The 19,476-nt window shown below is 39.1% G+C and carries 13 protein-coding genes; 3 read left to right on the top strand and 10 right to left on the bottom strand.

From position 1 onward, the window contains the following. Positions 1 to 53 precede the first annotated feature (53 nt). The 5 genes from ACXAER_RS12615 to ACXAER_RS12595 all read right to left on the bottom strand — a co-directional run bounded on the left by ACXAER_RS12615 (position 54) and on the right by ACXAER_RS12595 (position 7,774). Positions 54 to 1,784 carry a class I SAM-dependent methyltransferase gene (locus ACXAER_RS12615; RefSeq protein ID WP_474829691.1) on the bottom strand — a complete coding sequence of 577 codons (1,731 nt, stop codon included), beginning with the start codon at positions 1,782 to 1,784 and terminating at the stop codon, positions 54 to 56. 2 nt (positions 1,785 to 1,786) lie between these two features. After that, positions 1,787 to 2,533: a glycosyltransferase family 2 protein gene (locus ACXAER_RS12610; RefSeq protein WP_474829689.1), complete on the bottom strand. Its 747-nt coding sequence runs from the start codon at positions 2,531 to 2,533 to the stop codon at positions 1,787 to 1,789. Further along, a complete protein-coding gene (locus ACXAER_RS12605; RefSeq protein ID WP_474829687.1) occupies positions 2,530 to 4,134 on the bottom strand; it encodes a capsular biosynthesis protein in 1,605 nt (534 codons plus the stop codon). Before ACXAER_RS12605 ends, ACXAER_RS12610 begins: the two co-directional genes overlap by 4 nt. Continuing rightward, positions 4,131 to 4,526: an HAD family hydrolase gene (locus tag ACXAER_RS12600; RefSeq protein ID WP_474829685.1), complete on the bottom strand. Its 396-nt coding sequence runs from the start codon at positions 4,524 to 4,526 to the stop codon at positions 4,131 to 4,133. The genes ACXAER_RS12605 and ACXAER_RS12600 overlap by 4 nt, the downstream gene beginning before the upstream one ends. A 509-nt stretch (positions 4,527 to 5,035) precedes the next feature. Then, complete coding sequence (locus ACXAER_RS12595; protein ID WP_474829684.1) at positions 5,036 to 7,774, bottom strand: glycosyltransferase; 2,739 nt, start codon at positions 7,772 to 7,774, stop codon at positions 5,036 to 5,038. 218 nt (positions 7,775 to 7,992) lie between these two features. Here ACXAER_RS12595 and ACXAER_RS12590 point away from each other — a divergent pair, with 218 nt between their 5' ends. From ACXAER_RS12590 to ACXAER_RS12580, 3 genes are read left to right on the top strand one after another with little or no spacing between them, the layout of a single operon-like run. Further along, positions 7,993 to 9,867 (top strand): GT-D fold domain-containing protein, encoded by a 1,875-nt coding sequence (locus ACXAER_RS12590; RefSeq protein ID WP_474829682.1) that lies wholly within the window; start codon positions 7,993 to 7,995, stop codon positions 9,865 to 9,867. Continuing rightward, positions 9,864 to 10,607: a hypothetical protein gene (locus ACXAER_RS12585; protein ID WP_474829680.1), complete on the top strand. Its 744-nt coding sequence runs from the start codon at positions 9,864 to 9,866 to the stop codon at positions 10,605 to 10,607. Before ACXAER_RS12590 ends, ACXAER_RS12585 begins: the two co-directional genes overlap by 4 nt. A gap of 3 nt (positions 10,608 to 10,610) precedes the next feature. Beyond that, positions 10,611 to 11,471, top strand: coding sequence for a glycosyltransferase (locus tag ACXAER_RS12580; RefSeq protein ID WP_474829678.1), 861 nt, complete (start codon positions 10,611 to 10,613; stop codon positions 11,469 to 11,471). A gap of 149 nt (positions 11,472 to 11,620) precedes the next feature. Here ACXAER_RS12580 and ACXAER_RS12575 read toward each other — a convergent pair whose 3' ends face one another. From ACXAER_RS12575 to ACXAER_RS12555, 5 genes are all read right to left on the bottom strand, one after another. Continuing rightward, complete coding sequence (locus ACXAER_RS12575) at positions 11,621 to 12,592, bottom strand: hypothetical protein (protein WP_474829676.1); 972 nt, start codon at positions 12,590 to 12,592, stop codon at positions 11,621 to 11,623. A 220-nt stretch (positions 12,593 to 12,812) separates the two neighbouring features. Beyond that, positions 12,813 to 14,579 carry a sulfatase-like hydrolase/transferase gene (locus ACXAER_RS12570; RefSeq protein ID WP_474829674.1) on the bottom strand — a complete coding sequence of 589 codons (1,767 nt, stop codon included), beginning with the start codon at positions 14,577 to 14,579 and terminating at the stop codon, positions 12,813 to 12,815. 110 nt (positions 14,580 to 14,689) lie between these two features. Further along, positions 14,690 to 15,988 carry a glycosyltransferase family 2 protein gene (locus ACXAER_RS12565; RefSeq protein WP_474829672.1) on the bottom strand — a complete coding sequence of 433 codons (1,299 nt, stop codon included), beginning with the start codon at positions 15,986 to 15,988 and terminating at the stop codon, positions 14,690 to 14,692. A 45-nt stretch (positions 15,989 to 16,033) separates the two neighbouring features. Continuing rightward, positions 16,034 to 16,996 (bottom strand): hypothetical protein, encoded by a 963-nt coding sequence (locus ACXAER_RS12560; protein ID WP_474829670.1) that lies wholly within the window; start codon positions 16,994 to 16,996, stop codon positions 16,034 to 16,036. Positions 16,997 to 17,018: 22 nt separating this feature from the next. Continuing rightward, complete coding sequence (locus ACXAER_RS12555; protein WP_474829668.1) at positions 17,019 to 19,301, bottom strand: glycosyltransferase family 2 protein; 2,283 nt, start codon at positions 19,299 to 19,301, stop codon at positions 17,019 to 17,021. Positions 19,302 to 19,476 lie beyond the last annotated feature (175 nt).

The following is a 19,476-nucleotide window of genomic DNA, read 5'->3' as shown; positions in this document are numbered from 1 at the left end:
GTTCTTAATTTAGTCACACTGGTTCCTCTAATTAACACAATTTGTAATTACAATCAGTCAAACTCCATGTTCTCCCACTGTCTGTCCAGTTCTCTATAGCTGTCCTGAATAAATAGTGATGGTAGCTTGATATCTGTTTTACTTGCGTGAACTCTTTTATTAAAAATCCTCGCCGGTAAATCAAACTCTATATTCATAAACTCACTTAACTTGCACTTAAGTCGCTCGCTAGAACTGTTAATTGAAGAGTAGTCAAGAATTAGCATTTGCTCTCTGGGGAAATACTTTCTCCAGTTCGCTAAGTGCATCTTGTATTCTGACCTATACCTAACGCTTTCGGTAACTGCTAAGTCCTCCATACAATTTTTACTTAGTGGTATACCTTGGGATGCCAGCATTCGAAGGTGTGATTCAGTTCGTTCGGAAGGCTTTCTAAGTATAAAGATCAATTTCAATTTTGGATTTATACGTTGAATACAAGAGATTGCTTCTTCTGGCAAAAGCATATATTCCGGTGTAAATTCGCCAACAAGACTATTGGCAGGAGCTTTACTAAAAATGCTCAGATACCAGTCTAAGTCCACATTATCCTTACATAGATGACTAAGAATTTCGAACCACTTTTGATCAATTACATGATTGTTATTCAGTGCCATCCTCAATCTATCAAACGCTGCCCCCCTTCTCCAGTTTCCAGAAAAAGCTGATGTTGGCTCAAACGATAAGCTATTAAAAAAGCTTAACTCTTTTAAGGGAGGTAGCCACAAGCCTTTTTGTCGCCTAAACAAGGAATCTAACCAAGTGGTGCCAGATTTTTGTGCTCCAACGCATAGGAAATCGGGAACTCGATGTTTAACACTATGCAAAGAAATATCGTCAAAATATATGTTCTTAGACTTTATCGGTGAAACAGCATCAATGAGTATGTCATTTGGTTCGCTTTTTAAGCGCTCTTTAAGCTCACTTAAAGAAATAACTTCTTCTGTCTCATTTTCAGTATAGCTATACTCAGTTCCATAGCTTTGAACACTCTTAACTTTTTCATCGTTTGAACAGCTATTCCAGTATTTTATGTCCTCGTTGTGTGAATATATTCTTTGAGTTTGCTCTCTGTGCACCGCTGTAATGAACTGCTCAGGATGTACAAGGCTCCTTGGCTTTGTGAACGCTATATTATCGGGTAACAGCTGTTGAGCGCTTATGTTCACGAATAGCATACAATTTTGCTTATACCACCAACAGACATCTTTCTCTGACCAGATTTGAGGGCGAATTAAGTCAAGCGCTAGATAGCCTCTATGTAGAAATTTTTCACACCAATATTCGAGCCAGTTTTCGTTAACATGGCCATGCCCCCCTTGATAGGGAATAGCTGCAGAAAACAATACAATATCAGAAGACTTTGTTAATAAGTCTATAAAGCTATCAGATTTATCCTGAGGTATATGCTCAGCGACTTCCAGGCTAATAGCTAAATCAAATTTAGACTCCGATAGCTTAACTTCCTCTGGCTTAGACAGGTCAGTAGGTACAAAGGCTTTGTAGTCAGCAAGAAACTGCTCTTCCTTGACATAGCTTCCGTCTAATCCTTTTTGAACTTTAATGCCTAGCTCACTGGCTGCGGCGAGCCACGAACCTACGCCGCAACCTACGTCGAGCATAGAATTAAAGCGTATTTTTTTGCTAAATATATTTTGTATACAAGAGAGAACAACTTTTGCACTTACGTAACTGTCGTTAGACTGTTTGTCGTAAAACTTGGAATTATATAAGTTAGTACTCATATTTAACTCTCATAAGCTGGCAGCTTCTTAAACTCTTCATACTCTTCAGGGATTCCACAAAAAATTACGTCATCTTTGCTAATTACGCTAAACCTTACATCCGCGCCAGCTTCTATCATCATGTTGTACATAGGTGCGATATAGTATTCCCCGGCGTCGACTTCCCCCAAATCTTTTTTGGAGTAAGATGAAAAGAGTGATTTGTACGTTTCAAAGCTTCGAAAAAAATATAGCCCAGTGCAACAGTACTCAGATATCTCCTGTTTTTCAGCGGTTCTTTTTACGGAGTAATCATTTTTATTCTTCGGCTCTACATTACTCCAGTTTTTCCCACTCCCGATGAATGTCTCTAAATATCCATCTATACTTTGTATATCTAAGTAGCTCGGCCACTCAAAGTTTGGCCTAAAAGTGTCAATATTAAAAATCAATATGTGCTCATCTTTAATTACATTCGATTTTTCCAATCCTAAAAAAACAGTTTCCGCTTGTCCTTTTGTTGGCTTTGAGAGAATAACCACTTCGAAGTGTCGTATTCCCATCTTCTGGCATTCAGCATGAATAAAGACTTCCGTATCGAAAGCGTCGAGAGCAATAAATAAAAATTTCTCAGAATTAAAATAATTTTTAAAACTTTCTATTGAATGGTGAAATAGTGTCTTCCCATGAGCTTCCAGCATATATTTAGGAAGTGAATAGCCTGCTTTCTTGAAACGACTAGAAAGCCCCGCCATTGGTATTACAATCATTTAACTAGCTCCATGAGTAACTTATAAAGACGAATTGAATTTGCTATAAAGGCATCTTGCCTTTCAGGTCTATCTGAGTGCAGGGGTAACATTGATATAAACAATTGAATTGTTATCGCAAGTATCTCACTCTCTTTATAGGCTGTTTTATCAAGAATTGAGGCTCTAAAGTAATCAGATAAGTTAGGATCAATTTCACCTAATACTGGGAAGTCTATCTCTGACGAAGATTCAATAGTAAATTGACCAGCGATGATAAAGTCATATAACCCTATTACTGAATGGTATAACTTTGCCAAATCGTACCTTTTATCTCCATAAACACTCATTTCGCCATTTGGTAGCATTCCACGTGGGTCTATACATTTAATGCAACCTACGCGACTGTCATATAAAATATTGCTAAAGCAAAAGTCTCCGTGAGATATCGTAATATCAGATTTTTGTGTTTTTGAAATATAGTTTGCCGTATCTGTAGCCAACTGTTCAAGAGTAAAAGATTTTTCCAACTCAGAAATGAAAAAGGTCTTAGACTTGAACTCATTCCCTCTTTGCTTATAGAACTGTTCCAAGCGCTCCATTGTCTTTGGTGAATAAAGACTGTCAAACTGCTCCAAATCAATATCGGAATTGGACGAACTATGATTACTGAAATCTTCCAAAGCGCTATTTATGGCTTCAAATACCGACTTCCATTGCTTAACCGGGAGTTTGCTAAAAACATAAAGGTCACTTAAAGGTAACAGGTATAAATATTCAAGCTTATACCTCGCGCCATTTGAATCTTCATTTAACTCAAGCAGATGGGGCGTGTGGATGCGTAACTGTGTTGGGAGAGATTCAAACCACTTCCCTTCTGCCAAAATTTTTCTATTGTTGGTCTTTGAGTGCTTTTCTACAAAACGTTCTGATATGTTTAATTCGTTGAATGCACGCTGAGTGGTTATTTTTGTGCGAGAACTATAAAAACTATTTACGTGACCAAAGTCCAACCATATACCATCGGTAACCTTTGACAGCTTACAGCTTTCTGAATATGCACTAATTGACTTTGTAAAATTCCCGCCGCTCTCAACTAAATATTTCATCAACCTTAAAGGCTCTTCGAAACTAAAATAACCCGACAGCACTATGTCAGAGTCTCCAGACCAGTTGTCTTCGACAATTGATAATGTCTTGTTATCACTTGCATTGACTGTGGCTCGCCGATAGACACCTTTGTTAGCATGCAAAGACACAGAGTCATTTTTTCCTAGAGTACAATTTAAAAACAATGTATCCCCATGTAGCACTCTTAGTTGCTGGAAAAAGGCAGCAGAAGCATTCCAGCAGAAAAGTATTGAATTACCTAAACTCAATCCCTCCGGAACTTGTAAAAGTGTAACCTGATCTTTTTCAAGGATATCTCGATCGTAATTGCTTATTTCAAAAGACGCTGGTATTGACAAGAATATATCTTCACCAGGGAATTGTGATTTTACGAGAGCAACTTGCAGTTCATAAAGCCGTTTGTTACCTATAGGGAGGAAGCTTGGTGGGATTAGACCAACCTCAGATACTAGTTCCCCTTCCACATAAGCCGCTGATGTTATTAAGATCATTTATTACCACCATCCTTGAACGGATTTTCCTTATTAAGCAAGCTTTGTATTTCTTCATACGATAGAGACGTAAACTCTGACGGTCTTATAGCTTTATCATCAACATAAAAACCGTCAAAACCACACCAAGGCTTGCCTACGTAAATTTCATCGTAAGGAACTTCATTTTTTTCAAGCCAAGTCATTAGTGTGGGGAGTGTATTTTTGTTTATTTTCCCTATATTCCCGTCGTAGGTACGCATATTTCTTGAGGTAAATAAGATTATTTCAAATCCCATTCTTTTATACTCATTCATTTGCTTTACGAACTGCTTGTTAACGGGCTTTTCAGAATATGGCTTGTCACTATCAATTGTTATAGTTCCGTCTATATCTAAAACTAACTTTTTCATTATCATTCCAGGTTTATCTAATCAAAGACTCAGCTAACTCTCTACAAATCATTTCATAGATTCAGGAGCTTTTGCTACTTATACCGCTCACTTTCACGAATAACACCTTGTCGCTTGTCAATACTCAACTTGAGAGCTAGGTCAAACCCTTTTCTTAGAAGATAAGGCAAATTGCTCGATTTCTCCGTGCCACAAGTCTGTAATTACCACATCATCTAAATTTAGATTTTGAATGATTTCACATCAATTGTGGCGAGGGTTGATAACAAAGTCTGGCCTGATTTTAAGTCTGTAGTCAGAACTTTCTAAATTCTTCTCTAATTGCTTTAGCGAAAGATAGTTCATGTAACGCATTTCATTATATTGGAGGTTCTGCCACAGCATGAAGCGAAGTTAACTTGTTTTGCAACAGCGAGTCAGCTCCCAACCCGACATCCAAAATCATAAAATGCGTTGTTATATATTTTTGACATACATTTTCGCTTTAGACCTTGTAATAGTTTTGAACGTTAACGCGTAGTATACAGCCCGACACTTTCAAATATTTCTTTAAATTTTGCTAGTCCCGAGCTTCTTGAAAACTTATCAGCTGATAAGATTCTTGTTGCTTCAGAAAAGTTTTGGCATTTTTTATTATCTGAATATAAATCAACAATAGCCGCAGCAAAGTCACTTGCGTTATTGGTTATCACAGCATTGACGTTGTTTACTAAGCCAGTCCCTTCTGCCGCAACATCTGTTACCACTGAGGGCGTACCATAAGCCATCGCTTCAAGAACTTTACCTTTAATACCTGCTCCAGAAAGTAATGGAGCAACAAACAGTTTGTGATTGTTAAAGACATCATCTAAACTTTCAGCAAAGCCTACCATCTTGATGTTTTCAGTCTCTAGCTTACTAATAGATTCTGGCATCTTGCTACCGTAAACGTACAACTTAATGTCCGGGTTCGATGCCAATACTTTAGGCATAACCTCCTCTACCAGAAATAGCACTGCTTCAATATTAGGCATGTGGTTAAACCCTCCCAAGAAAGTTATTCCTTCTCGTTCATCTATTGGAGTTTTAAACTGGCGCTCTCCTAATACCCAAGGCGTTATAAACAGCTTATCGCTTTCGTAGATATGACTCGTTATAACCGCATGTTCTTTGTCGTTATAGCAGAGAATTGCGTCCGCCTTTTTACAAACAGCAAGTTCAGCTTTTTTAGTTTGTAGTGCACTAGTTAGCAGGTCTTCATCTTCTGCGGTAATCGCTGCTCGAATTTCTCTAAGAAAATGCAAGTCAGCGTTATTGAATATTACAGGTTTCCCTTTGGCCTTAATTACGTCTATATACTTTTCAGCGACACTGTATCTGGTTATATACACGGCATCCATTTCATCCAGTCTACGTTCCAAGACGTCCCTGACTGATACATAAAATGGCACCGTCAGTACCTCTATACCTAATGCTTCTAGTTGGCGATTAAACTTCCCCATATGCGCCAGGTTATCCGGCACGAATGTTACTTTAAAGCCCAAAGCACGCATGAGCTTCATTTCTTCTACTGCCGCATAACTGCCCGCATCTTGGTTAGGCTGAGGGATTGCATAATCAAGAACCAGAACTCGCTGCTCAATATTTCGGTCTTTTTCCAGTTGAAGTTCAGTTAAAGAGGGTTTTACGCGGTTACGAAATTGCTTGAACCACTTCGCTCGAAAAGTCTTTTCATTTACCTTTTGGTAAGCCTTCAAGCCCTTTTTAAGGTCGGTACCATGGCTCTGCCCTTCGAAATGGATCACTTCGGAGTGAGGAACATAAACTGTCCTGTAGCCAGCCTCCCGGACTTTAAAAGCCAAGTCGGCATCTTCATAATAGCAAGGCGCAAATTCATCACTAAAGCCCCCCACCTCTTTCCAAACATCTGCTTTGATACACATAGCAGCGCCGGTGAGATAATCTACTTCGCGAGCGTAGTTCCATTCAGGAGCAAAAGGGTTTTCATTTCGCCCAGCATTCCATGGCTCGCCATTACCCCAAACAATGCCGCCGGCTTCCTGCAAAGTTCCATCTAGGTTTAGCAACTTGCTTCCGGTTAAGCCAATACTTTCATCTATTGCATGTTGCTCGTAAAGAGCATCAAGCCAATGAGACTTAACTTCTGTGTCGTTGTTGAGAAAAACAATAAAGTTCCCTTTTGCCAAGCGTGATGCTTTGTTGCAACTCCGCAGAAAACGTAAATTATCTTTATTACGAGAGATCACGATATTCTCTATTAGATTCTCCGCTTCTGACGTTTCATCTGTAGAACAGTCATCTGCGATAATCACTTCATAGGAACATTCATTGTAAGACAATATTATTGACGCGATGGCATGATACGTCAGCTCAAACTTATTGTAGCCAGGAATAATAATGCTAAATTGAGGCTGTTTATAAAAGGGCAAAGAGAGCTTCGGATAATATTTCCGCCCTTCATGCGACTCTACTAACACGCGGTGAGCAGTTGTTATACGATCAATCGCCGATGCGTCTCCTCCACAATTATCCAATTGTAAGACCAGTGATTCATATCTCCAATCCGCGCCTGCTTGTCGGGAGATAAATGACTGGGAAGTATTGCTATGGGTTAGATATTCTGACGGCGTTAGTATTGGGTCGCTGTTGACTATTCCCCATCCTGCACGATCGTGTGCACCGACAACATGTATATCAACTTGATTTTCATGCCCGTTCAGTAAAACAGCAGGTAACCATATATGGTCGCTTAAATGTGTACTATCACTCTCTATCGCGTGGTCACAGAAAGCGATCCCCTTGTGAGAAAACCTTAGTACAGCTGTGCCAATAGCAACACTACTTGTTACCGTGAAGTTCAGACGATTTTTAATTACACTATCCACACTTACTGATAACTGCTTATCGTAGGTTGGGGTGACGTAACTGTTTGTTTGTATAGTTTTATGGGTAATATAGTCCTTTAATACTATTTCACTTCCTGGCGATAGATTGTCCTCGTTTATAGCGATACTGAATCCATGGTAGCCTTCATTAACCCCATGCTCCAATAAATCCTCCCTCAATTGGTCAGCTTTACCATAACCGAGTAGTTCACCCTCACTCGTATATGCTGCCACAACTAACGGCTCATTGATTCCGATCTGTGCCGCCCACCCTTCAAGATTACCACCTTGCAGGTCATCAATAGATCCCTTTGGAGAAAGCGTCGATGGCTTTCGGCTGAGCTTTAATTTTTTTATATCCATAACAACCTCTATACTCAATTTAAATTGAGTATATATTCTATTTTATCGAAGTATGCTACCACAGTAAGCTTAATAGTGACCAGTGAGGTCCGCCCCGAAGTAGCTATCTTAAACTGCAATAATGAAATAGAACATACAATACGTTTTGGGTATTATAGTAATTAACACAATGCATCATTGTCACGGCTGACAAGTTTATAAAAGACTATTGGATTTGAATGAAAGACATACTTTTAGAGCAGATACGAAAGACCGAAAAACTTCAACGTTCACTATTCTACAGTAACGAAAAAAACCCTTTTGACTGTACTTACGAGCTATATGAACTACTTAAAAATGCGATAACCAAAAAAGAGCCATTTTCGATGGTTAGACTGGGAGATGGTGAAGGAAGAGTGTTAGCCTACCCCAATCTGTTCAATAAAGACATTTTTCTGAATCAAGTTCTAACCTACCAGTTTGGTAGTAGTGTAGTAGAAGAGCTAAAACGAGTCTTTGGTGTCGACTATCTCCAACCTAGTATGACTCGTCTTCAATCTTTAGTTTTAGACGCAATAAAAAATGCAGACATTGTTGGTGCTCCTAGTTGGCTTCATTTCAGAGATAGCACCAATGACACCAATATAATCCCACAAGCGGCGCAATCAGTTTGTCTTACGACAATCGAGGCGTCAGTCGAAAAAAGCGTACCCATATTTGATCATTTTATATTTAAACCCTTTCACAAAGAAGGCCTGTTCAACCGGCTTTTAAAAGACCTAGATCAACTAACAGTCATATCCCATACTGACATAACCGACCAAATAGCATCACACTTCAACTTACCCAAGTGTGATCATATAAGGATTCCTGGGCACCAATCATTTATGCAAAGTGGAGAGTTTCACTACCCTACACTATATCCAGAAATAGAATCTAAGATAAATGTAAAGAGAAGAGGGGATGTGTTTTTAGTTGCGGCAGGATATTTGGGAAAACACTATTGCAACATTATCAAAAAGAAAGGTGGTATTGGTATCGACATAGGCTCTATATTTGATGGTTGGGCAGGGAAAGGTAGGCCCGATGCAACGGCAAATAAAGCACATTTGTTGAAAGGATCACGAACTCTCTACATTCATATGGGACATCACAAAACGGGGACGACATCACTTCAATGGTCTTTGAAACAATCAGAACACCAGCTTGCTGATGCAGGTGTTAATTTTTTGACTTCAAATGGAAGCGGTAACTCTTCTGAATTGATTTCCGTGACCGCTCACAGAAGCCATATTGTTGCTAAACCACAAAGATCTTTTTATGAGTTAATCGCCAATTCAAAGAAAGGAAATGCAGTAATATCAGCAGAGCACTTATCTTTCATAGAGGATGAAAAAGAGATTAAAGAACTCTTTAACTTCTCCAAACAATATTTCGATGAAGTTAGAGTTATTTGTTATTTACGACGTCAAGATAAGCTGGCGATTTCCCTCAAACAACAAGCAGCGAAACAACCCTTCTATGGGGCATCACCCAGTAGCGCAATTTGTGGTCACGACTCTGATTCAGTAATGCCTAAATTTACATTTACATTGTTAAACTATCTTGACTTTAAAAGTAAAATAGAGAAATGGCAGGCAATATTCGGTAACCAGAATGTTATCCTAAGAATATATGACAAGAAAGTTCTTGTTGATGGCTGTGTATGCAAAGACTTTTCATCCATCTTAGGACTAAAAAAGCCGCTTAAGTCACTTAACATAAACGAGGGGCTAGGCGTGGTAAAAACAAAAGTTAAACATTTCCTGTTAGAAACTAAGGCACCGCAAGAAATTGTCAGCTATGTCGATGAACTAAGCATTAACGACAGTAACTATACTCTCGTAAATAAGGAATTGAGGCTACCAAATATCCTTTCAAAATTCTATGAAGACAATACAAAGCTAGATTTAGATAAGGATCTATTAGCTTGTTTAAACAGCCCTAGCGCTCACACATATATGGAGCCAGCACGTGCGATTGCAGAAATCACATTAGAAATACTAAACGAAGCAAAGCAAAACAAAAGTATAGTAATTGATAAATATAAAAAGGTAGTAGAAGCATACTTATGAAAATTCTCGTTATAGGTGACAGCCATTCTAAGTATTTCAACATAACGCCAGAGTTAAGAGACTGCGTACCGAACACGAGAGGCCTGTCTATAAAGGTCATCCCACTTTCAGGGGCTACGATAACAGGATTTGGACGCCGGCGCTCTAGCTTAGACTCTTACGGTACTTTAGTATCTGAAATTGAGGAGTTTTCCCCTGACCATATTTGTTTCGCGTTCGGCCAAGTTGATATAGAGTTGGGTTATTATTATCGTAAAGTCTTTAAAGATGATGACGTTAGTTATACTGACTTTATTCAAGATTTAATTAAAAGCTACATGAATCGAACGCTTAATTTTGTTGAATCCCATCCAAAGTTGAGTATTACATTTAAAGGAATTAATCTATCAACGTTAACTGAATCACGAAACAAAGCCATAAACTACACTAGTCGTATCATATCAGAAAATATTTCAGATCCTGAACAGAGGAAATATGCAAGTCAAAAACTCAAAGACTTGCTTGCTTCGAATATTGAAAGAAACGGCGCGCATCTTTACTTCAACCAAATGCTAAAAGCAGAATGTGAAAATAATGATTTTGGCTATTTTGATGTGGTAAAGGAAACGAGTGATCTGAGTACGTTAGCAGTTAATAAGTTTCATATACCCTCCATTGATGACCATCACTTAGTTGATTCTTTGTACATCCGTGAGATCCACATACAAAAATTAGTAAGCTCATTAGTGAGAAAGAGGTAACAATTGAATATATTTTTTTACTGGGATAATCCTGCTAACTTCCCAAATGCATATTCCAATAATATAAAAACTGCAGAAGCTATACATTATGACGCTAACATTGAGTTAATTGATGCTGAAAAAGCAAAAAGGATATGTAAAGAATTTCATACTGATACAGGTATATTTATTGATTTAGATATTATAAATATTCCTGCCGCAAAATCTGACATAGTCAGATTGATGGCACTTTATCTTTATGGAGGTTGGTATCTCGATTGTGACTTACAGATAAAGCGGCACCTAGCTTACCTAAGTAACAATCAAGATTTCGTGATGTTTCATAGGAAGGACAAGTTTGGTGGCTATTGGCATACTAATATGGCGTTTTACCTCACCAAAAAGCATGAACTAGCACTTGATGTATTGAAATTTATTGATCGATGCTTTCAAACTGAAACTCTTATGTACGATGTTTGGAGTTGTACCGGGCCTGGAGCAATAACAGCTTATACTAACCTATATGGGATCACTAAAGATAACACGCTAGATTTCAACGAATACTTTTCTGGTACAGGGTGTGTATTCAAATCGATTGACTCTAACACAGGCACATCTTGGAAATACCAACAGGCTTTCGGAATTTTAGAAGGGATGCCCTACAACCAATTTGCTATGCCTAAAGAGGCTAAGCATTGTAATCGTTTAATAGGTTTCTTGAAGCATAGAAAAGATAAAGACATCATTCTTATGCTGAAATCACATGGAGAACTTTTTATTACCAATAAACAATTCTCAAATTATGTTGAGGAATTAGTTTCTGTAGGTAGTGATGATTTGAAAAGTGCCGCGGCAAACCTTATTCAGAAAGTAAGCCCCTCCTAATCAGGTACATCCAAAATTAGGGGGGTCAGCAATTTCATGCTTACTACACTAGGCATTATAATATCTGGCCTCGTCTAATAAATAGCAAGACTGTTCAAGTGAAACGTGAAGTGACAAAAGTTGAGCCGTACAATGAGGACATTGAAGTACTAGGACTTAACAATGTCACTTAACAAAACTTCACCAGTTTGTTTAATAATAAAATCAACTTGAGTACCATCTTTTAGTTTTTTTGGATAAGTAAAACTAAACCCAACAAAACCCTTTCGATGAACGTTTCTTTCGTTTGCGGTGCTTCTGTATTCACTGGCTGATAGTTCAACTATTTTTTTCTTACCAACACGCACTTCTATAGCTACAGGGGCCTGGCTGTCGTAATCGGCAGCCCAACCTTTCATCATTTTGCCTTCATGACTTGTAGCCATGCTTGTCTTACCATAGCGAATAAAAGGACTATCAGACTCTATAGCCAACTTTTGTCGTTCAAACCGTGTGAGCGCATATTCATAGAGCTTAAAATCTTCTTTGTTATGCTTTTTTATCAGCGCAATCTCTTCGTCAGATAATTCATAGCTTGAAGATTTTTTCTCTGTATTTTTATTGATATCCAATCCTTGAATATCAATAGAATACATCTTGTTAATGAGTGCTAATGATTCATTGTAACGCTCTGTCAAACCTATAAAACCAATAGCGTCAGGCCACGTGCCTTGAAACGCTTTGTATTGTACGTTTTTAAATCGCGGCTCATTTACGAATTCACTGAATGAACGCTTGTAACGGTGGTGTCGCGTAAAATGTTCGTAATGAGAACGAACTTGTTGGATAGGATCACGAACGAAGGTAATTGCATTCTTAGCCGGAATAAATGGCGCATATTTAGGGTGATTAATATGCCCTGTAAGGAATTTAGCTTTTTCTACTATCTTCATTCCAGCTGCGTAACGATCACGTTTTTCATAATCTAACGTTTTTATGTCGGGGTTTGTCTCATTTGCTTTGGGCCCATAATCATAGAAGACATGCTCTTTACCGAAGTAGCGCTCGGCCGCTACGCGGAAACTAGAACCTGCAGTTTTAGATATATGAATAAAAAATAATGGGTAATTTGCTGCTTCCATTTTGTCCTATCTAATAGAAAATATTCGGTGGGCATTTTAAGCTTTATATTGGTTAATATTAACATTTGCAGCCTTACTGACAACCGCAAAGAGTGCATAACCCTGATGTAAACATGAGTTGCACTGCTTAGTTAATGCTTAACGCCTTTTAAATAAACTGAGGCCTTAAAAAAGGCTGTTTGTGAAGAACGCGATTCTATTTTTTCACCAAATTAAAGCGTTATGGCGTTAAATAAAAAGACAACCACTCTCGCTCCTGAGAATTAAGACTGTGTTGCTGAGGCTGCCTAAACATCTCCACATTCCAAGCCTCGTACATGCTTTTAAGTTCTTCTGCTTTTTCTGGCATGTCTGACATTAGGTTATTGGAGTTTGACTCTTCTGAAGACATATCAAATAAGAACTCATGCTCCGCGCCCATTCTAAGATACTTATAATTACCAAGACGAACTGCAGATTGATTCCAAAAGCGCCAAAAAAGTGGTCGATTCATAAGAGTGCTTTCGTCAAAGTCTTGAGTTGGAAAAATATCAACACCGTCGAGTTCTGATAAAACAGTTTCAGGCGCACCTGCACGTTTAATCGCAGAGTACAGTACATCTAGACTGATGACCGGCTCTTCAACAACGGTATTGCTTTGCAGTTTGTCAGGCCAATGAACGATAAAAGGCACTTTTATCCCCCCATCAGTCAACATACCTTTTTCACCGAGCAAGGGGGTATTCAGTGAGCCATTCCAAGCCTCTTTTTCTGTTATGGGAGCATCAGTAAAGTCGAGCCCTATTGGAGCACCATTGTCACTGATAAAAGCGATAATAGTGTTTTCCAGTATTCCATGTTCTTCAAGCTTAGACACTATGCTGCCTACGCCTGCATCTACTGCGTACATCATTGCCAACGCGTATCTACGCCGATTAGACGACAGTTCAGGAAACAATGATAAGTAATCTTCCGTAGCCTCTAAAGGTACATGAGGGGCGTAATGAGCCACATGAAGATAAAACGGTTCATCGTGATTTATATCTATAAATTGGGTCGCTGCATCTGAAACGACATCTAACCTGTAGTCAGAATTACTTATCCAGCCCAACTGGGTTTGATTGCCCTCAAGGTCATAGTTAGCCCAATAACGGTTTGCGTAACCGAAATAATTGTATTTATAGCCTTTTGATGACGGGTAATATCGCTCCTTTACCGATGAAGGTAATCTTCCTGGGTTAAACTCACTTATGGGTGTATTAGGAAAGTTATCCTTAAACCATGGCTTTGAATTTTGATCTACTTCAAGGTGCCACTTTCCAACCATTCCTGTTGCATAACCAAGGTCAGAAAAACGGTCTCCCATGGTGACCACATTTTCAGGTATTGGTGTATATCGGTTGTCATCTACTCCAAATCGTTGTTGATAGACACCAGTAACCATTCCCGCTCGCGAGGGTGTGCATTGGGGTGCAGTTATGTAGCCATTAGTAAATAGCACCCCATTGGCCGCTAGCTTGTCTATATTAGGCGTGTTGATGTCGTTAACAATATTATGGGCACCGATATCAGCATATCCTTGGTCATCGGTGAAAATAACAATTAGATTTGGCTTGGAAGGAAGTATTAAAGACTGCGCGCTGACTTTAAATTTCGTTCCGGCTTCATTTACTAGGTTTGCTGTAATACTAAATGATGTGCGTTTACGTACTTGGGGCGCAATAAAACTGAACTTGCCTTCGCTGGTATTCATTATATTTAACGAAGCTTCCAATGATGTACTCCACGACTCTACAGTAACCTTTTGCGAATTGCTGTCGTTAGAGTCGTTTACAGTTATGGAAACTGTGTCATCAGAAGTAATTTCTTGTGGCAGAGTAATTGAATAAGAGCGACTTAATTGCTCCTGTTCAGACACCGTTGGTGGAGACGGTTGAGAGTCGCCGCCACATGAAGCTATACATAATAAAACTAAAAAAAACAAGCCACGCAACGTTACAGCATCCATACTTTTATTCCAAATTCGGCGGATTACACCTCACCAATATTCTTGTATTATTGATTGGCGAATAATCTAGCGTCAATAATAAAAATAGTAGTTACAAATAATTCGCTGTTTTATTGATCTTTAATAGATTCTATTTCTTCAAGAAACTCATTTTCTTCATCAGTATTTACCCAAGGTTCACGCTTGTGAGCATCTTTACTTATTTTTTTCTTCAGCGCTCTGTTTTTTTCTAACTGCTCAGGATTTTTGAAAGTTGGTGCGTCATCAGAATTTAAGCCAGTGTTGATTGCAGGGTACACCCAGTGTTTTTCCGTGCTACCGTTGTATCCCTGTCGAATAAATCTTTCAGTCCACTCTACATGCCCTGCACCGTAACCACTAAACCTAGGGTCTAGGTACCCTATATTATCCATTGCATCCTTGCTACAAGCTGTACATTGCCCTGTTACCAATCTGCAAAGATACGGTAAAGTACTCGACCCTGTACCAGAAACAACTGCATCTTCTTTTTTAATTATTCGCTTATGCGCATAGTTAATGTGCCCCCACAAAAGTGCCGCTATGACCCACTCTTTTTGCCAACTTTCTTTGTTTGGTCGACAGTCGTCCTCTAGCAAAATTAAAACATCAACTTTTTTGACTTCGTTGAGATAATACAAAGCCCTGTTTTTGTTTCGAACAACCCCTTTATTCTGGCAATTAGTATGAGGTACATTATTTTTTTCACACCATTCTACGGTATCGTCTTTACTGCCGTCGTCAGCAACAACAAGTTGATAATCTCCTGTTGTGAAGGCTTTGATGGCTTCGACAGTTTTTGCTAAATGGTCTTTTCTGTTGTATGTGATAACTCCAATACCTACATTTAAAGTACCTATGTATTCGTCTGCTATCGAATCAAAAAGGTTGGAGATTATAGGGCCATTAGGCCGAAGTATCTTTGCTCTAGCAATTAACCAAAAGCTTGTACCTTTACTAACCTTTCTAAAAAGAATTGCTAGATCCCTGAAAACCTCTGGGGACAGGTTTACATTCATTATGAATTGACTAACAGAGAAGTCTGCATGATTCAGTATAAAAGTAACTAGTGTGGTTATATCTGTAGAAGGCAAACTATTCGCAATTAATGCCTTGGCAGTATCTAACGAAACTCTTACTTCACTATGATTATTCAATTCATCAGTTTTGAAACCGATAAGCTTCTCGAAGTTATTGTTCCCGTTTTCTATTTCCTGTTGGATAAAGGCCAACTCAGTATCAGTTAAGCAAAACCTTTTTACCTTAACATGACCTTGGGTCGGCTTCTTGCCAGTGACCTTATTACGTATAGCTTTAGCGTAACGTTTGGCGTATTGCTTAGTTGCAACGGCCCGACTTCGAATGCGTTTCTGCTGTAATTCTTTTTTCATTTTGAGACTATTTCAATAGGCCTAACAGTATCGGAAATTTGCGTTTTAGCTAACAACATCTTCAAAAATCACTATCTGCGTTTGCTTTTCTACAACTTTAATTGTTTGACCGTTTTTAAAAGTATCTGGATATTTATAAGACTTCCCAATATACCCTTCGCGATGAATATTTCTCTCTGAGGCTAACGCCCTGTAGTCAGATAATTTAATGTGCTCGACTACTTTTCCATCTAGTAATATATCGGCTTCTAATGCTTCTTCTTGCTCGTAACAACACGCCCATATATTAAGTTGCTTCCCTTTATCTTTCGGCAATATATTCATCTGTCCAAATCGAACTAAAGGAAGTTCTTTATCTAACAACTCTTTATGTAACGAAAAGCGATCTAGTGCGAAATTGTAAAGCTCATAGTCCTTCGCGTTCATTTTTTTGATAAGTGAAGTCTCACTTTCCGTGAACGTATAAGTACCGGATACTTTGGCTGTATTTTTGTTTATATCTAGTACTTTAATATCAGTTCCATAGTATTTATTAAACAAGGCTATTGATTCATTATAACGCTCAGTAATACCAATAAAGCCGATAGCATCAGTCCAAACTCCATTTAATGCTTTAGACTGCATATTGGCAAAGCGGTTTTCCTTTATAAATTCTTCGAAACTGCCTTTATAACCGTGAAGTCTTGAAAAGTGTTCATAGTGTGAACGCACTTGTTGGGCAGGGTCACGAACAAACGTTATTACGCTCTTTGCCGGAAAGAATGGAGCGTATTTAGGGTAAATGACATGCCCTGACAAAAACTTTGCATTTTTCTTTATGCTCTTGCCCGCCAGATACCTGTCTTTAGACTCGTATTCGAACTTCAAAATATCAGGATGCGTTTCGTTTGAGCCTTTTCCGTAGTCAAAATAGGTAGCTTCCGAACCAAAATATTGCTCCGCCGCCACACGAAAGCTCGAGCCAGCGGTTTTAGGGATATGGATAAAAAATAGAGGAAAGTTTTTCATAATACTTCTAGTTGTTCAGCGCCTAACGAAGCGAAAAGTTTTCATGTGTATTGGACAAATTAGGGTTATAAGCGGTGTCATTGCACAGCAGCTTTTTCCACTTATCCTTCATATACTCACTTTCTTTATTAAATCGCGCCACTTTCTCTGGCGTATCTTCTTCGCCGCGGCTTATTGACTCATGATGGTAAAGTTCAGCCCACGGGGTAAATAGGTTTCTATAGCCTGCAGTATGAACCTTTAGGCAAAAATCCACGTCATTAAAAGCTACTGTTAAATCTTGCTCATTTAGTCCATCTACTTCTTCAAACACAGACTTGCGAACTAGTAAGCATGCTGCTGTAACCGCAGACATATTTTGAACAAGGTGCAAACGGGTAAAATACCCGGGTTCGCTCTTGTGGAAATATTTGTGAGAGTGACCAGCAACGCCGCCTATTCCGAGTACTACTCCCGCATGCTGGATAGTATCGTTAGGGTAATAAAGCTTCGCACCTACACAGCCAATTTCGGGTCTAAGGGCATGCGATACCATTTCTGACAACCAGTCTTCGTTTATAACCTCGATATCGTTGTTAACTAACCCAACTACTTCGCCTTCGGCCTGCGAGACAGCAAAATTGTTAATTGCGGAATAGTTGAACGGTTTGTCCCACTTCAAGACTCTGAAATTAGTTTTGGTACTAGTGTACTCACTGAAGAGGCCCAAAGTTTTGGCACAGGTAGTTTGGTTATCTACAACAATAATTTCGAAGTTCTTGTATGAGGTCTTGTCATAAATAGACTCTAAACACTGCTTTAAAATGTCATAACCGTCTCTTGTCGGAATGACTAAGCTAACCAGCGGTTGCTCATCTGGCAACGCCCAATTAACTTTATACGTATTTGGATAATTGCCTTTATCAACTGTAGCATTTTGGCCCGAATGTTCGAGGAAATGTCTTATGGCTTCAATGCCAGCATCTGTCGTGTACGACTTAGCGGAAGCATTCGAGGCTGTCGAGTTCTCAATAACACGCCAGTGGTAAAGAATGAAAGGTAGATGAACAACTTCATCATGCTTAAGGCCAGCGGTCGCTCGTAAAAGTAAATCGTGGTCTTGCGAGCCTTCTACACCTACTCTAAATCCACCTATCTTTTTAAGCACGCTTGTTTTGTACACTACGGGGTGACATATGTAGTTTTGGCTTAGAAGTAAATCTGGGTTCCAATCAGGTTTAAAGTGCGGCTGATGGCGATTGCCCTGCTCGTCTATTTTATCTTCGTCGCCATAAAGCACTTTCGCGTTTGCGTTATCTGTTATAGCTTTCGCAAAGAAGGATAACGTGTGAGCAGGTAGCGTGTCGTCATGGTCGAGCAGCAAAGTATAATCGCTAGTAACCATGCTTAAAGCGGCGTTACTTGATTTGGATATATGCCCATTTTCGCTTAGCAGGTTCAATTTAATATTGGAGTGCTTTTGTGCGTACGACTTCAATGTGCTGATAGTCTCAGCGTTGGTCGACGCATCATCGGCAATACATAGTTCCCAATTTTTGTGAGTTTGCTGCAAAACAGAATCGATACACTCTCTTAAATAAATAGGGTCAGTGTTGTAAGTAGGAAGGATAATAGAAAATTTCACCTCAGATTGCGCTTGAGTGAAAGTTTGCTTCATTTTCTCTAATGCACGCGGCTCGTCGAACTCTACCCAAAACGGATAGCTTTTTTCCATAACACCTGTGGTAAAGGTTTTATTGTATTCTTCGTATACTGTCTCTATTAACGTTCCACCGTTAAGCTTTCGGTTTGTATCGAGGTATTCTTCTACATCATCGACATGGCTGAGCAGTTTATATAGCCTTTGTTTCATGTGCCGCATTGCAATGAAAGATGGTACTTTCGAAATCATGAACGTGTTCAGAGTAAACTCAGTTTCTGCTTCACAAGGATCAAAGCGAAGCATGCTATTGTTACTTTCAAGATAGAAAAGGCGGTTTACAAATTTGGTGCTGTGCCATGGTACCTCAACAGTGGTTAGCTCGCCTTTCTGTAAGTTGGAATACAACTTTCCCACGTGTGACTGATGGTTCGCTTCAGTCATTTTTACGCGAAGAAGATACCATCCTTTCGCAAAGGTTCGTGAAGGTATGCGGCGAGCAGGATGAATAATAAACTGTGGATCATCGCCGATTGACAACCAGCTAGAGCCGTTACTTTCGGTCGTGGTTTCGTTCAACTGGTGGTGAGGGACAATGATTAACTTTTTGGCTAGCCGATATGCTAATCGTTTCAGATTAGATGGCTTTAGTACTTTTGATAACAAAATGCGTAAACACCCTATTCCTATGCAATGCTAAACTGCTTTCCTTAATATTGCATGGTTCAGCAACTGAGCATGCAAACCAGCTATTGCCCCTAATAATATCCTATTTCAAACAGTGGCAACACAGGATATTCGTCATTTTAACTTCTAGAGAGTGCCTTAGATAAGAAAAAAG

This window comes from Alteromonas sp. AWJ4_199, from assembly GCF_056159165.1.
Note: the sequence above shows the minus strand (reverse complement) of the source record. Positions and strands in the feature narration are given on the sequence as shown.

Coding starts and splice junctions, on each gene's coding strand:
- ACXAER_RS12615 (WP_474829691.1), bottom strand. CDS start 1,784: ATGAGTACTAACTTATATAATTCCAAGTTTTACGACAAACAGTCTAAC.
- ACXAER_RS12610 (WP_474829689.1), bottom strand. CDS start 2,533: ATGATTGTAATACCAATGGCGGGGCTTTCTAGTCGTTTCAAGAAAGCA.
- ACXAER_RS12605 (WP_474829687.1), bottom strand. CDS start 4,134: ATGATCTTAATAACATCAGCGGCTTATGTGGAAGGGGAACTAGTATCT.
- ACXAER_RS12600 (WP_474829685.1), bottom strand. CDS start 4,526: ATGAAAAAGTTAGTTTTAGATATAGACGGAACTATAACAATTGATAGT.
- ACXAER_RS12595 (WP_474829684.1), bottom strand. CDS start 7,774: ATGGATATAAAAAAATTAAAGCTCAGCCGAAAGCCATCGACGCTTTCT.
- ACXAER_RS12590 (WP_474829682.1), top strand. CDS start 7,993: ATGAAAGACATACTTTTAGAGCAGATACGAAAGACCGAAAAACTTCAA.
- ACXAER_RS12585 (WP_474829680.1), top strand. CDS start 9,864: ATGAAAATTCTCGTTATAGGTGACAGCCATTCTAAGTATTTCAACATA.
- ACXAER_RS12575 (WP_474829676.1), bottom strand. CDS start 12,592: ATGGAAGCAGCAAATTACCCATTATTTTTTATTCATATATCTAAAACT.
- ACXAER_RS12570 (WP_474829674.1), bottom strand. CDS start 14,579: ATGGATGCTGTAACGTTGCGTGGCTTGTTTTTTTTAGTTTTATTATGT.
- ACXAER_RS12565 (WP_474829672.1), bottom strand. CDS start 15,988: ATGAAAAAAGAATTACAGCAGAAACGCATTCGAAGTCGGGCCGTTGCA.
- ACXAER_RS12560 (WP_474829670.1), bottom strand. CDS start 16,996: ATGAAAAACTTTCCTCTATTTTTTATCCATATCCCTAAAACCGCTGGC.